Genomic DNA, 13239 nt, shown 5'->3' with positions numbered 1-13239 from the left:
TCAGTCCTCTTTCCGGTCGGCTGGGCGGCCCGTCGTGCCGGGGGAGCGGGCGAGAGTGGTGGGGTTCCTGGGCAGCAGGGGCAGTTCGAGAGCCGTGCGCAGCATGGGGCGAACGGGAGTGCGCAGCCCGATGGACAGGTCCTCACGGGTACTGGTGCGGCCGTCGAGGAAGCGGAGCAGCCGTTCCATGGGCACCTGGCGGAACAGGTCGCTGAAGAACTCCGCCCCGCTCACGCGTCCGGTGTGCAGCGCGCGCAACAGGACGGCGTCCATCGCCCGCGACCACGCCGAGTGGGCGGCCGGTGGCTGGGGCGTCCGACCCCGGTGGTAGGCGGCGGCGACGGCGCGTGCCTGCCGTTGGATGGCGGCGAAGGTGTAGCCGGTCGAGGGCCGCGTGGCTCCGCCCGCGGTGCCGATCCGGAAGACGGAAGGGCTGCTGCGGCGCGGGAAGCGTGCGTCGGTCATGGGGATGACGCCGTGCTCGACCCGCGTGATCTCGTAGTGCTCCAGGGCCAGTTCATGCCGCAGGTAACGGCGCAGGGCATCGTCGTAGCCCCGGTCGTCCAGGACCTGCCGGGAGAACTCCGTGTACTCGACCAGGGTTTGGGTGGGGCTGGTGGGCAGGGCGTAGACGAAGGAGAGACCGTGTGCGGGCTGCCGGGTGCGGAAGTCCATCAGGTCCGCGACCCGCGGGTCGAAGGCCGGCCGGTCGGCCGTGATGAACCAGCCGCGGAAGTGCTGCAACAACGTCGTGCGCCCCGGGGGCAGGACACGGGGAGGGCGGGAGTCGAACACCCACCGGGCCCGCAGCACGGAGGGCCGCCCGGCGGGGGAGCGCAGGTGGATCTCGGCGCCGGGGCCGGGCCCGCGGCTCAGTTCGCGGCCCAGTTCGCGAATCCCGGTGACCACCCCGGCGAGCCGGACCACATCCGGCTCGCCGGACAGACGGTCACCGACGAGGGATTCGAAGGACGTGGAGCGCAGCATCTTGTAGCTCAGCGGGGCGGGCGAAGCGGCGACGGTGGAGCCGTCCGGAGCTCTGACCCGCAGGGTGTCCCAGGCGGCCGTCAGGGCGGTGTCGAACGCGCCGCCGGGCTCCTCCCAGAAGCACCAGGTGCGCTCGGCCGGCTTCAAGGGGCCTGCCGGTGCGTCGACGAGCACCATCGAAGGGGTCCGGCCGCCGGTACGGCCATTGACGAGGTGGTACGCCAGCGAGAGCCCGGCCGCACCGGCCCCCACGATGGCGATCTGCGTGTCGAGCATGAACCTCCTCGCCGGTCGTCCCGCCGGTCACCCCGGTGTGCGGCGTGCTGTGCACAGCATTCCGTACAAGGCCGCCACTTGGACGCACCGTCGCGGGCGGGTTGCGTGACCGGCGGAGTGGCGCCCTCTCACGCGGGCCGGGTGCTCAGCTCTCCTCCGGGTACCAGCGCAGTTCCACCGTGTTGCCGTCCGGGTCCTGGACGTAGAGGGAGATCGCGGTACCCCGGGCACCGAAGCGCTTGCCGGGACCGTCGACCACCGTGAAGACACCGGAGTCGATGACCTGTTGCCAGTCCAGCGGTTCGACCACGAGGCAGATGTGGTCGACGTTGGTGCCCTTCGGCTCCCCTTCGGGACCCACGACGAGGTCGATGATCGTGGTGGGGCTCACCCGCACGGAGGGAAAGGGAACCTTGCCGGCGCGCCATTCCTCCACCCGCACCGGGGCCAGTCCCAGGGGGCCGGTGTAGAAGGCGAGCGAGCGCTCGATGTCGGCGACGTTCAGGACGAGGTGGTCGAAGGCGATGACGCGCATGAGGGTCTCCGTGGGATCGGGGCACCGGGGGTGCGAGGAGTGAAGAGCGAGCCGCGGGCTGTAGGTGACTTCCTTGACTCGCCGGTGAGTTCAGCATTGCCGAGCTGCCATTGATCGGTCCAACGCATGTTTGTCATCTGATCCATCGTGAATCACGATGGATCGATGGATCTCCAGCAGATGCGTTACGTCCTCGCCGTGGCGGAGACCGCGAGCTTCACCCGCGCGGCCGAACGGTGTCACGTCGTCCAGTCCGCGCTCAGCCACCAAGTGGCCAAGCTGGAGAAGGAATTGGGGGCGCGGCTGTTCGACCGGACCAGTCGGCGGGTGCGCCTGACCGCTGCCGGAGAGGCCTTCCTGCCCGCCGCACGGCAGGCGTTGGAGGCGGCGGAGCGGGCGCGGGCGGAAGTCGCGGCGGCCACCGGCGAGATACGCGGCAGGCTGACCGTCGGGTCCATTCCCACCGTCGCGGCCGTCGACCTCCCGGCGGTGCTGAGCGACTACCGCCTGCGCTACCCGAGCGTGCGGATCACGCTGCGGGCCGGCTCCAGCGAACGGCTGGTGGAGCAGGTGCGCGAGGGCGCGCTGGACGCGGCATTCCTCGGCGTACAGCCCGGATTCCGCCCGCAGGGCGTCCGGGACCACGAACTCGCCCACGGGCAGCACGTCGCGGTGGTCGCCCCGGGGCACCCGCTGGCCGCGGAGCGGGAGGTGGATCTCCGCCGCCTCGTCGACGAGGTGTTCGTGGACTTCGCCGAGGGCAGTGCCGCGCGCGCCCAGTCGGACGAGGCGTTCGCGGCGGCCGGGCTGCGGCGCGAGGTCGCCTTCGAGGTCTCCGGCGTCGAGCTCATGGCCCGGATGGTCCGCCACGGACTGGGCGTCGCCCTGCTGCCCGCGCTGTACTCCGTCGAACTGCACGGCCTGCGGAGCGTGCCGGTCGCCAACGGGCCCGTCCGGGTGGAGCGGCTGGTCTGGAGCCGGTTCACACCGTCGCCCGCGGCCTCCGCTTTTCTCGCCCTGCTGGGAGTCGGCGGACCACATCCGGATGTTCCGAACTAAACAGACAATATGGGTTATTGCCCTTAGACTTGTCCGAGGGTGGGCGTCACTGGACATAGTGACGACGTAACGATGAGGAGGCTCTCATGCTTGCTCAGCACACACCGCTTCTGCTGACTCCGACGGACTCCGCCGCGCTCGGAACGGCCATGGTGGAGCCAGAGACGATTCTGAGCGACGCACCGACGTACGCACCGGAAGCGCAAGGCGTTCTCCTGCTCCTGGTGCTCCTCTCGCCGAAGGAGCCGAAGGAGCCGAAGGGCAAGTGAGTCCCGATCAGTCGCAGACCGCATACGCCGCGTCAGCGGCTGACCTGGCTCTTCGCGCCCTCGACGCTCTCCACGGCGTCGGGGGCACCGCGATGCTCGCCGAGCATGTCGAGCGCTCGGACGACCCCAAGGCGGCACTCGCCGCCCTCCGCATCGTCGGAGCCGACGCGTTCGCTCCCTATCTACTGAGCGACATGGTGTTCCACCCACAGGACGCGGCGGCCGTCGCCCAGTCGTTCGCGGTGTTCCAGCCCTCGGTGAGCCCGCCCGCCGCGCCGCCCGAGGGCGCCGCAGAACCGTGGCTCGTCGCCTGGCGGGACTGGGCGACGGCGGCACTCCTGGAACGGTTCGCCGATCCCCGGACAGTGGGAGGCCTTGCGCCTCAGCCCACGGGAGCGCCGATGCTCACGGCACCGATGCTCACGGCACCACTTCGGGACGACACCACTACTCACAGCGGCCACGCGGGCACCGGCTGGCAGCAGTGGTCCGTCCGCATGGGCCAGCTCTCCCCGCTCGCGCTTCCCCAGCTCGACGGGCCCGTGCACGGCGCCGCCCGCGCCGCCCCCCAGGCCCTCGCGCGCGGCGCCACCCGCGCGATGCTGCGCCGGGACTACCCGACAGCCGCGCGCATCGCACGATGGCTCGCTCTGCTCGCCTCCGAAAACGTCGCCCTGCCGCTCGACCCGGAGCCCCTCGTCGAACACCTCCGCCTGCACGGCGGCGGACCGCGGCTCGCCCTCGACGTCGCGATCGCCCGGCGGCTGCTCGGACCGGAGACCACATGACCGCGCACGTGACACGGACCGCCCACGAGGTGAGCGCAGGCGCCCTGACGTGGCTCCACGCGCACCGCGAGCGCGGCGCACTGCCCGCCGACACCACCGCCGACCTCTGCGACCCCGACAGCGTGTACAAACCGCTGGGCGAGAACGCGCTCGCCGCCTCGCTCGTCCTGCGCGAATCGGTCGCCGGCAGCACCGAGCAGCGGCTGGCCCGCGAACTGCTGGACTTCTGCTGGCAGCAGTTCGGCGAGGGAGACATGCTCTACGAACGGCTGCTGCGGTACTCGCTCATGACCGACCCACTGGAGACGTACCTGCCGTTCGCCCGCAGCGGGGTCCGCCACGAACCCCTGGACCGGCTGCTCGCCCACACCAGCGCACTGCGCGCCGTGCGAGGCGCCGAGCTCCTGCCCAACCGCAGGCTCGCCGTGGCCAACGCGGCCCGCGTCGTGGGCCTGGACCAAGGCGGGCACGCGTACGACTGGGACACACTGACCCGAGCCACCTGGCTGGGCGCGACACCGGAACCCTGGCTCATCGACTGGATGACCGGCTACTGCCTCACGCACACGGTCTTCCACCTCACCGACTGGGGCGGCACGCCCACCGGCCTGCCCGAAGACCTCGCCACGTACGTGGCCACCTGGCTTCCTGTGTGGATCGACATCTGGGCCGAGATCGGACAGTGGGACCTGGTCGCCGAGCTCATGATCGTCGGCTGCTGCCTGGAGGAGCCGTACTGCGACCCCGCCGACTGGGAGCGGCTCGCCCACGTCCAGCACGCCGACGGCCTGGTCCCTCGCGACGGTGACCCGGTCACCGACGACCCCGGGCAGCGCTATGCCGACCACCAGCACACCACCGTGGTCGCCGCGGTCGCGGGGGCCCTCGCGGTGTCCCGGACGCTGGGCGGGGCGACGGGGTGACGCACCGTGGAGCTCCGCGCGGCGGTGACCCCGGCGGCGGCGTGACGGTGGTGTCGGACGGGCTGTCGGACGGGCCCGCGTGGGCGGTACGCATGCTCGACAGCCTGCGCGACGCCGCTCCCGGCGCGAGCACGGTCGCCCTCGCCGTGCGGCGCGGCCCCGAACGCGCTCTGCTCACCACAGGTGACACGGCGTTCCGGGGCGGAGCACCCGCGGACGCCGACACACGCTTCGAGATCGGCTCCCTCACGAAGACGTTCACCGCGCTCCTGCTGGCCGAGATGGTGGCGCGCGGAGAGCTCGCGTACGACGATCCGATCTCGCGCTTCCTGCCCCGCGCCGCCGCCCCGCATCTGGACGGGACCCGCATCACCCTCCTCCACCTGGCCACCCACACCTCGGGCCTGCCCCGGCTGCCCCCCGGCTTCCTGCGCACCGCGGCACTTGCCTGGTTCAGCAATCCGTACGCCGATTTCTCCCCCGCCGCCCTGCGCCGCGCCCTGGCCCGCACCCGGCCGCGCGCCGCCCCCGGCACCCGCGTGCGCTACTCCAACCTCGGCGTCGGCCTCCTCGGGGAACTGCTCACCCGCGCCGCCCACGGCGCCGGCGACGCGAACTTCGCCCTCCTGCTCGCCGACCGCGTCCTGGAACCACTCGGCCTGACCCGCACCAGCTGTGCCACGGACCAGCCGCAGGCCACCGGCTACTGGCACGGCAGGCCCCGCCCCGCCTGGCAGATCCCCGCCCTGCCCGCGGCCGGAGCCGGCCGGTCCAGCGCCCGCGACCTGCTGACGACACTCGACGCCCTCCTGGACCCCACCGCGCCACCCACCACGGTCCCCCGCACCCTGCGCACCGCGCTCGTCGACGTCACCCGTCCCCGGATCGCCCTGCCGCGCACCGGCAGACGCATCGCGCTGATCTGGAACATCAGACCGCGCCCCGACCACGACCTCCACCACCACTCCGGAGGCACCCGCGGCTTCACCACGTTCGCGGGCTTCAGCCCGCAGGCGAACGTCGCCCTCACCGCCCTGACCAACACGAGCCCCACCTTCACCGACACCTTCATCCAGCGCGCCTACCTCGAACTATGTGCCCTCGTCCGGCGGGGCCGACCGGGCGAGATGAGCCGGGAGCGCGCATGAACTCGACCGGGCGGGGCGAGGGCTGACAACCATGACCACTCTGCCGCGCATCGCCCCCATGCTCGCCACCCCGGGGTCGCTGCCGCCCCCGCAGAGCGAGCACCTGTGGAGCACGGAGACCAAGTACGACGGGCAGCGCGCGGTCGTGTACCTGCCCGGCGACCACACCGTGCTCATCCGCTCGCGCTCCGGCGAGGACATCACCGCCGCCTACCCCGAACTCCACGCTCTGGCCGACCTCCTGGGCGGCGTCCCGGCGGTTCTGGACGGGGAGATCGTCGTCCTCGACGACGCGGGCCGTTCGAGTTTCGAGCGCCTCCAGCCGCGGATGGGCCTGGCCGGCTCCCCGGCGAAGGCGGCCCGCCTCGCCGCACAGGAGCCCGCGCACCTGGTCCTGTTCGATGTGCTGTTCCTGGACGGCCGGGATCTGACCCGCGCGCCCTACGCCGTCCGGCGCGACACCCTGACGCAGCTCGTCGACGCGGGCCCGGGCTGGTCCATCCCCACCGCGGTCACCGGACACAGCCGCGAAGCCCTGGAACTCGCCCACGCCCAAGGCCTCGAAGGCATCGTCCTGAAACGGCTCAACTCGGTGTACGAGCCCGGCAGGCGCTCACCGGCCTGGATGAAGATCAGGAACGTTCGCACCGTGGACGCGGTCGTCGGGGGCTGGCTGCCCGGCCAAGGACGGCTCGGCGGGCTGCCCGGCGCGGTCCTTGTCGGACAGTACGAGGACGGGGCCCTGGTCTACCGGGGCAGCGTGGGAACGGGGTGGAGCGAGCGGGAACGCACCGAGCTCGCCCGCCTCCTGGACGTCGCCGCCATCGACGACTGCCCCTTCACTCCCGCGCCCGCCGTGCCCGGCGCCAGATGGGTCCTGCCGCGGCTGGTCGCCGAGATCCGCTACGCCACGCGCACCCGGGCCGGCCTTCTGCGCCACCCGGTGTGGCACCGGCTGCGTCCGGACCTGGCCCCCGAAGGGTGAGGGGTGTCCGGCGGGTTGCTCGGCGCCGGGAAATTCGCGTGCGCGCCGGAAACCTGGCGACTACGGTGGTCCTCGTTCAGGTGCGCGGGTTGCGGCTACTTCTCCTGTCAAGAGAGCAACGCGGGTTCGAATCCCGTCGCCGACCTCTGGTCGGTGTCGTCCAGCGGCCGAGGACGCTTATGTCGCCGCCGCCGATCTCGATCTCTGAACACAGACGGCGTGAGCCGCCCGCCACGGGGGAAATCAGGCGGGCGGCTTCGTTGTGTGCGAAGGCCCCTGTGCGGCGCGAGTTGGGCCCGAGGTGCACGCCGGTCCGGCGCGGGGGAGGCTGGTGAGAATGCGGCGCAAGGATGCGAAGGGCAGCGGAGAGCGGGACGTGGAGAGTGTTCTCGACGAGCTCTACGCCACCGCGCCGCCCCATTTCGTCTCCCGCCGTGAGGAGCTGGCCGCGGAGGCCAGGACGGACGGGCGCGCCGACGACGCCCGCCGTATCCGTGCCGCCCGCCGCCCCACCCTCGCGGCCTGGGCGGCGAACCTGCTGACGCACTCCCGGCCGGAGGAGAGCCGGCGGTTCCTGGAGCTCGGGCAGGGGCTGCGTGAGGCGTACCGGACGCTGGACGCCGCCGGGATCAAAGAGCTGAACAAGCAGCGCGGCAGTGTCGTGGCGGCCCTCTCCCGGCAGGCAGTCGTACTCGCCCGTGAGGCCGGGCACCGGTTGTCGGACGCGGCGCAGCAGGACGTCGCCTCCACCTTGCACGCCGTTCTCGCCGATCAGGAGGCGGCGGACCGGTGGGCGGCCGGGCGTCTGGAGAGCGCCCTCACCCCGCCCGCGGACTTCCCGTCCGCCACGGCTGGGGCAGCCGGGGTACGACGGCCGCGGGCGGGAGGGAGAGGGGGAGCGGAAGCGGGGAAGGCCGGTAGAGCGCGCGGGCGGGCCGGGGTGAAGGACGAACTTGCCGAGCGGCGCCGCCAGAAGAGGGACAGGCTCCAACAAGAGGCTGGTCGAGCCGCCGCGGCGGCGGATGAGCGACTGCGGGAGCAGCGCGCCGAAGAACAGGACGCCGACGCATCGCTGCGGCAGGCACGCGAGCGGTACGAGGAAGCACGTCGGCAGGTGTCCGCGGCCGAGGAACAGCTGCGACACGCACGTGAGGAGCTTCAGCGGGCCGAGCAGGCACAGGGGGAAGCGGAGGAACGGAACCGGGAGACGGCTGACGCCGTGGCGCGGGCCGAACAGGAGGCCCGCGACGCCGCGAAGGAGAGGGAACGTCTGCTGGACGGTCGCGAATAGATGACGGGGTGCCGCGACGGGTGCCGTAACGGGTGCCGCAGCGGCGGGCGAGGCCTCACCCGTGGCCCTTCTCCTCCACTCGTCCGCTCCCAGCGAGCGGTCTGTGCCCGGGAGTGCCAGCGTGGTCGGAAGGAACTTCGGCGCCCCCGCGCGGCGCAGGATGGAGCGGGCTCACATGGCACGTGCGATCTGGACCGGCGTGATCACCTTCGGGCTGGTCAGCGTGCCGGTCGGTCTGTACACCGCGGTCGAGAACCATACGGTCCACTTCCACCAGCTGCAGCGCGGCACCGCCGACCGGATCCGCAACCGGCGGGTCAACGAACGTACCGGCAAGGAAGTGCGGTCCGAGGACATCGTCAAGGGTTACGAGGCGGCCGAGGGCGAGTACGTCGTCGTCGAGCCCGACGAGCTGGACGAGATCGCCCCGGGCCGCTCCCGGACCATCGACATCAGCGACTTCGTCGACCTGGACGACATCGAGCCGGTCTACTTCGACCGTACGTACTACATCGCCCCGCGCGGCAAGGACCACGCCAAGGTGTACGGGCTGCTGCGGGAGGCGCTGGCGGAGGTCGGCAAGGCCGGCATCGCGACGTTCGTGATGCGCGGCAAGCAGTACCTGACGGCGCTGCGTGCGGACGACAAAGTCCTGGTGCTGCAGACGCTCCACTGGGCGGACGAGGTGCGCGACCCCGACCAGGAGCTTCCCGAACTCCCCTCCGGCCATGCCGGCAAGGGCAAGGAGCGGGACATGGCGGTCCAGTTGATCGACGCCCTGGACGCCCCGTGGGAGCCGGCCAAGTACCACGACACGTACCAGGAGAAGGTGCGCGAGCTGGTGCGCGCGAAGGCCGAGGGCCAAGAGATCGAGGCCGCGGAGGAGGCACCGCAGGCCACCAACGTCGTCGACCTGATGGAGGTCCTTCAGGGCAGCCTCGACCGGGCCCGGGGCTCCAAGGGCAAGGGCAAGGGCGAGGGCAAGGGTGACGGAGAAGGCAGAGGCGAGGGCGAAGGCGAGGGCTCGACCGCGCCGAAGAAGTCCACCGCCAAGAAGTCCACCGCCAAGAAGGCCCCGGCGAAAGCGGCCGCCCGTGCGTCGGCGCCCAGCCGTGCGCAGGGCGGGGGCAAGCGCGAGCTCCAGCAGCTGAGCAAGGCCGAGCTGTACCAACGAGCCACGGATCAGGGCGTCGAGGGCCGCTCCAAGATGAGCCGGGACGATCTCATCGACGCGCTCGCGGGATCCGGCCGCCGCCGCGGCAGGAGCACCGAGACCGGCAAGAGGGCCAAGAGTGCCGCGTGAGCGCGGCCGGCCCCGCCCGCCGTCACGGCGTCCAGACGACGCACGTCATGCTGCCGGAACTCCGGTCGGTCACAGTGACAGCGCGTTGCCCAGCCGTTCGATCAGCGCGTGGGCCGTCTCCTCGCCGCCGACCACGGCGCCTGCCGTCACCGTGGTGATGGCGATCGGCGCGAGGTATCCCTTGAGGGCCGCAACGGCGCGTCGGAGGGTGCCGGGGTCCGGCTCGTCCCGGGCGACCTCGGCGCGGATCGTCGTCGCGAGGTCCGACGCGTCCTCGCGGACGTCGTCCGGCACGTCCGCGGCGGCCAGATGGCGTACGGCGTCGGCCACGGCCTCGGCCAGCGCCTCGAATCCCGGAGTGACCCTCTGGAACGCCTGGATTGACTGGTCGGCATTGCCGTAGATCACCGATCCTTCGACCTTGCCCACATTTCGATCGCCGGTCTGAATGAACTTGTCGCCGAAGTGAAAGCTTTCGCTCATTTGGCCACCTTGCCCGTGTTGGCGTTACCGAACTGCTTGATGCTGTCGCCGATATGAAAGTTCTCGACCTGGAATTGAAACTCCGCCTGTGGGTTGTCGATCGCTTCCATGATCGACTGGGATATCTGGGTCACCAGTTCTCTGTCGGGGCTCGCGAGTACGGCGTACGGCGCTCCGGCGGTCTCGATGTTGAGCTGGTGCAGTGCTTTTCGGGCGACCGCCGCGAACAGGCGTACGAGACCGGAGATGAGGAGCGCGGACAGGAACAGCAGCACCACCGGCATGATGATGCCGGCCAGGGTGGTCCGGCCCTGGGTCGAGTACAGGGCGACGCCCATGAATACGACGTACACCACGAGAAGCCAGCGCACGACGTGCTTCAGGATCTTCGCGAAGCTCGGTCTCACTGTCCTTGTCGTCACGCGGGCGATGTTGTGCAGGGGATAGGCCGCAGTGTCGACCCAGAGAACGCGTCGGCTGACGCTGATGCTGATCATGTTTCGCCTGTAGAACATCCTGCCCCCCGTGCCAGGAATTCCCCGGAAGTCGGCGAATCGGCGGAATCGGCAAGCGAATGCTATCCATCTGTCGGCGGTGCAGGTAGGTGAATCGGCGAATACGTATCGGTGGTGCGGAACAACGGGGCGGCCGCCGCGCACGGCAGGTCCGTCCGGTTCCTCGACCACCCTGCTGGTACTCGGGCGTCCTGGTCTCGGTCAACAGCGCGCTGGACTCCCTGACCCCGACCAAGATGTACGGCAAGGTGCTGGGGGCCACGGCCAAGAAGGCGAACACCATCGAGAAGTTGGTGTTGACGGGGGAGGAGCCCCTGCGCACGCAGTGGGCCGCGGTCATGACGGCGGAACGGTTGGCGCTCTTCCCGGCGGTGGCCGTGCACCAGGTGTCGGCGCCGTTCGCGTTGACGAAGAACAGCCGCCCGACCGTCCTCAGGCTCGTGCCGCGCCACGGCTTGGCCTTCGGGCCGGTGGGACCGAGATCCACGGACTCGCCGACGGCCTTCATGCGGGCGGGCGTCCAGTAGGCGAGAGCGTCCTTGCGTTCCTTGGTGGTGAACTTCAGGACGGAGACCGAGTCGGCGGAGGCGGATGCGGAGGCGGAGGCGGAGATGGGGACGGAGGCCGAGGTGGGCGCTGCCGTTGCGGCTGTGACGGCTGTGGCCGGGATCGTGACGGCGGCGGCGGCGAGAGCGAGGGCCGTACCGGCCACGGCGCGGCTCGGGGCGCGGCCGCGAAGGCGCCGGGTCGTGGAGGCGGACGTCTTCGGCGCGGCGGATGTCTCGGGCGCGGCGGGTGGCTCCTCAGCGGCTTGCACTGCGGACCGGCTGTCGGTCCGCAGTGCAAGAGAGGGCAATCACCCGGGTTGGTCGGTGCTGTTGACGTTCTGTGACACCAGAGGGCCCGCCACGGAACCGCTCAGTGGGCGATGCCGTCGATCAGCTCGCGGGCACCCTGCCGCAGCAGCGCCACGGCCACGGACGTGCCGAGCGTCGCCGGGTCGAGCGGCCCTGCCCACTCGTGCGCGTTGAGCACCGTCTTGCCGTCGGGCGTGAACACGCAGGCCCGCAGCGACAGGTCGCCGCCGCGCTCCGACCGGGCGTACCCGGCGATCGGCGAGTTGCAGTGCCCCTGCAGAACGTGCAGGAACATGCGCTCGGCGGTCGCCTCCCGCCAGGCGTTCGTGTCGCCCAGGTCCGTCACGGCGTCGATGGTCGCGGTGTCGTCCTCGCGGCACTGCAGGGCGAGGATGCCCGCACCGATCGGCGGGCACATCGTCTCCACCGACAGGATCTCGCTGGCCAGTTCGGGGCGGCCGATCCGGTCCAGGCCCGACTGGGCGAGCAGCAGCGCGTCGGCGTCGCCCGCGGCGAGCTTCTCCAGCCGGCGGCCCGCGTTGCCGCGCATCGGCACGCACTCCAACTGCGGGTGCGAAGCGGCGAGCTGCGCCACGCGGCGGACCGACGAGGTGCCGATGCGGGTCCCCGCGGGAAGCTCGTCGAGGGTGAGCCCGTCGGGGTGGATGAGCGCGTCCCTGATGTCGTCCCGCTCGAGGAACGCGGCGAACGTGGTGCCCGCGGGCAGCGGCCGGTCCGCGGGCACGTCCTTGACGCAGTGCACCGCGAGATCCGCCTCACCGGCGAGCAGCGCGGCGTCGACCTCCTTGGTGAAGGCTCCCTTGCCGCCGAGCGCCGCCAGATCACCCATCCAGCGGTCCCCCGAGGTGGTGACCGGCACGACCTCGGTACGGATACCGGGGTGCAGCGCGGCGAGTTCGCTGCGGACGCGCTCCACCTGGGCGAGGGCCATGGGGGAGGAGCGGGAGACGATGCGGATCAGCTCAGGAACGGACATGCGGTCCACGATAAGGGCTCCGAAGGGATGCCTCGGACAGGCGTCCAACCGATCAAAGGACCTTCGGCACGGGGAAGTTGGTGCCCGGGGGGCGAGCGAGGCGACGTTTCGGCCACCCGGGGGGAGTCGTCCCGGGGTCGCTGCGGGCCGCCTCGCGCCCGCTCAGGGGTCGATTCTTCCGCATGCGGGCTGCACAACAGCCTCATAGCGTGAGGTGCAGACAGCCGCGGCGCGGCGCCGCGCCCGCTCCCTGGAGGCCCCATGTCTCGCGAAATCGACCTCGCCCCGATGACGGCCACTCATCTGGCCGACGTCCTCGCCCTGGGCCGGCGGGTCTACGACACGTCCGTGAAGCCCTACACCTCTTGGTCGCTCTCGGCGATCGCCAGGCACTTGGACGGTGAGGCCTCCGCATGCTGGGTCGCACTGGACGGGGACCACCTCGCGGGCTTCGTGCTCGGCTCGATGGGCTTCGACCAGCGCTCCGACTGGGGCAACCTGGAGTGGATCGCCAGCGCCCCCGAGTACCAGGGGAAGGGCATCGCGAGCCGTCTCGTGAAGGCCTGCTGCACGACGCTCACGGAGGCGGGCGCGAGCGCCGTCGTGACCGACGTCGAGTCGCGCAACACCGCCTCGTCCGCCCTGATGCGGCGCAACGGCTTCGAGGCGAGCGTGTCGGTGACGCTGTTCGTACGCGAGAGGCCCCGGTAACCGGATGTCCGGGCCGGGGGGGGGGGCACCCGGGGCACGCCGCCCCGCGCCCGGGTGCGGGGCAGCCGTTGGGGGGGGACTTCGGGCAAGCGGGGCGGGGGGTCGGGGCGGG

The 13239-nt window shown here is 71.4% G+C and carries 15 protein-coding genes; 10 read left to right on the top strand and 5 right to left on the bottom strand.

Features of this window, described 5'->3' with window-relative positions:
* Both AB0N81_RS09605 and AB0N81_RS09600 read right to left on the bottom strand, forming a co-directional pair.
* Nucleotides 1-1263, bottom strand: a complete 1263-nt coding sequence (locus tag AB0N81_RS09605) for a lycopene cyclase family protein (RefSeq protein ID WP_365357160.1) — start codon at nucleotides 1261-1263, stop codon at nucleotides 1-3.
* Between the two features lie 145 nt (nucleotides 1264-1408).
* On the bottom strand, nucleotides 1409-1798 hold the full coding sequence (locus AB0N81_RS09600) for a VOC family protein (RefSeq protein WP_365357159.1): 390 nt from the start codon (nucleotides 1796-1798) through the stop codon (nucleotides 1409-1411).
* 165 nt (nucleotides 1799-1963) lie between these two features.
* On the opposite strand from AB0N81_RS09600, the gene AB0N81_RS09595 reads away from it, so the two are divergent.
* The 8 genes from AB0N81_RS09595 (at nucleotide 1964) to AB0N81_RS09560 (ending at nucleotide 9564) form a co-directional block, all read left to right on the top strand.
* Nucleotides 1964-2857, top strand: coding sequence for a LysR family transcriptional regulator (locus AB0N81_RS09595; protein ID WP_365357158.1), 894 nt, complete (start codon nucleotides 1964-1966; stop codon nucleotides 2855-2857).
* A gap of 86 nt (nucleotides 2858-2943) precedes the next feature.
* Nucleotides 2944-3126 (top strand): hypothetical protein, encoded by a 183-nt coding sequence (locus AB0N81_RS09590; RefSeq protein ID WP_365357156.1) that lies wholly within the window; start codon nucleotides 2944-2946, stop codon nucleotides 3124-3126.
* Complete coding sequence (locus AB0N81_RS09585) at nucleotides 3123-3914, top strand: hypothetical protein (protein WP_365357155.1); 792 nt, start codon at nucleotides 3123-3125, stop codon at nucleotides 3912-3914. The genes AB0N81_RS09590 and AB0N81_RS09585 overlap by 4 nt, the downstream gene beginning before the upstream one ends.
* Entirely contained in the window at nucleotides 3911-4837 is a 927-nt protein-coding gene (locus AB0N81_RS09580) for a hypothetical protein (protein WP_365357153.1), read from the top strand. Before AB0N81_RS09585 ends, AB0N81_RS09580 begins: the two co-directional genes overlap by 4 nt.
* A complete protein-coding gene (locus AB0N81_RS09575) occupies nucleotides 4834-5985 on the top strand; it encodes a serine hydrolase domain-containing protein (protein ID WP_365357151.1) in 1152 nt (383 codons plus the stop codon). Before AB0N81_RS09580 ends, AB0N81_RS09575 begins: the two co-directional genes overlap by 4 nt.
* Nucleotides 5986-6016: 31 nt before the next feature.
* Nucleotides 6017-6970 (top strand): non-homologous end-joining DNA ligase, encoded by a 954-nt coding sequence (ligD, locus tag AB0N81_RS09570; RefSeq protein ID WP_365357149.1) that lies wholly within the window; start codon nucleotides 6017-6019, stop codon nucleotides 6968-6970.
* Nucleotides 6971-7307: 337 nt separating this feature from the next.
* Nucleotides 7308-8261, top strand: coding sequence for a hypothetical protein (locus AB0N81_RS09565; RefSeq protein ID WP_365357148.1), 954 nt, complete (start codon nucleotides 7308-7310; stop codon nucleotides 8259-8261).
* A gap of 175 nt (nucleotides 8262-8436) precedes the next feature.
* The gene (locus tag AB0N81_RS09560) at nucleotides 8437-9564 is read left to right on the top strand and encodes a Ku protein (RefSeq protein ID WP_365357146.1); all 1128 of its coding nucleotides are present in this window, start codon (nucleotides 8437-8439) and stop codon (nucleotides 9562-9564) included.
* Nucleotides 9565-9633: 69 nt separating this feature from the next.
* Here AB0N81_RS09560 and AB0N81_RS09555 read toward each other — a convergent pair whose 3' ends face one another.
* Both AB0N81_RS09555 and AB0N81_RS09550 read right to left on the bottom strand, forming a co-directional pair.
* Complete coding sequence (locus AB0N81_RS09555) at nucleotides 9634-10047, bottom strand: hypothetical protein (protein WP_365357144.1); 414 nt, start codon at nucleotides 10045-10047, stop codon at nucleotides 9634-9636.
* Nucleotides 10044-10544, bottom strand: a complete 501-nt coding sequence (locus tag AB0N81_RS09550; RefSeq protein ID WP_365357142.1) for a DUF6232 family protein — start codon at nucleotides 10542-10544, stop codon at nucleotides 10044-10046. The genes AB0N81_RS09555 and AB0N81_RS09550 overlap by 4 nt, the downstream gene beginning before the upstream one ends.
* Before the next feature lie 107 nt (nucleotides 10545-10651).
* On the opposite strand from AB0N81_RS09550, the gene AB0N81_RS09545 reads away from it, so the two are divergent.
* Entirely contained in the window at nucleotides 10652-11089 is a 438-nt protein-coding gene (locus AB0N81_RS09545) for a hypothetical protein (protein WP_365357140.1), read from the top strand.
* Nucleotides 11090-11480: 391 nt separating this feature from the next.
* Here the strand turns inward: AB0N81_RS09545 and hemC are convergent, their stop codons facing one another.
* The gene (gene hemC, locus AB0N81_RS09540) at nucleotides 11481-12416 is read right to left on the bottom strand and encodes a hydroxymethylbilane synthase (RefSeq protein ID WP_365357138.1); all 936 of its coding nucleotides are present in this window, start codon (nucleotides 12414-12416) and stop codon (nucleotides 11481-11483) included.
* Between the two features lie 261 nt (nucleotides 12417-12677).
* Here hemC and AB0N81_RS09535 point away from each other — a divergent pair, with 261 nt between their 5' ends.
* On the top strand, nucleotides 12678-13127 hold the full coding sequence (locus AB0N81_RS09535; protein ID WP_365357136.1) for a GNAT family N-acetyltransferase: 450 nt from the start codon (nucleotides 12678-12680) through the stop codon (nucleotides 13125-13127).
* Nucleotides 13128-13239: the final 112 nt, after the last annotated feature.

It is taken from the genome of Streptomyces sp. NPDC093510 (genome assembly GCF_040683555.1).
Taxonomy (GTDB): Bacteria; Actinomycetota; Actinomycetes; order Streptomycetales; family Streptomycetaceae; genus Streptomyces.
This window is presented reverse-complemented; position numbering and strand designations above follow the sequence as displayed.

Coding starts and splice junctions, on each gene's coding strand:
- AB0N81_RS09605 (WP_365357160.1), bottom strand. CDS start 1,263: ATGCTCGACACGCAGATCGCCATCGTGGGGGCCGGTGCGGCCGGGCTC.
- AB0N81_RS09600 (WP_365357159.1), bottom strand. CDS start 1,798: ATGCGCGTCATCGCCTTCGACCACCTCGTCCTGAACGTCGCCGACATC.
- AB0N81_RS09595 (WP_365357158.1), top strand. CDS start 1,964: ATGGATCTCCAGCAGATGCGTTACGTCCTCGCCGTGGCGGAGACCGCG.
- AB0N81_RS09590 (WP_365357156.1), top strand. CDS start 2,944: ATGCTTGCTCAGCACACACCGCTTCTGCTGACTCCGACGGACTCCGCC.
- AB0N81_RS09580 (WP_365357153.1), top strand. CDS start 3,911: ATGACCGCGCACGTGACACGGACCGCCCACGAGGTGAGCGCAGGCGCC.
- ligD (WP_365357149.1), top strand. CDS start 6,017: ATGACCACTCTGCCGCGCATCGCCCCCATGCTCGCCACCCCGGGGTCG.
- AB0N81_RS09565 (WP_365357148.1), top strand. CDS start 7,308: ATGCGGCGCAAGGATGCGAAGGGCAGCGGAGAGCGGGACGTGGAGAGT.
- AB0N81_RS09560 (WP_365357146.1), top strand. CDS start 8,437: ATGGCACGTGCGATCTGGACCGGCGTGATCACCTTCGGGCTGGTCAGC.
- AB0N81_RS09555 (WP_365357144.1), bottom strand. CDS start 10,047: ATGAGCGAAAGCTTTCACTTCGGCGACAAGTTCATTCAGACCGGCGAT.
- AB0N81_RS09550 (WP_365357142.1), bottom strand. CDS start 10,544: ATGATCAGCATCAGCGTCAGCCGACGCGTTCTCTGGGTCGACACTGCG.
- hemC (WP_365357138.1), bottom strand. CDS start 12,416: ATGTCCGTTCCTGAGCTGATCCGCATCGTCTCCCGCTCCTCCCCCATG.
- AB0N81_RS09535 (WP_365357136.1), top strand. CDS start 12,678: ATGTCTCGCGAAATCGACCTCGCCCCGATGACGGCCACTCATCTGGCC.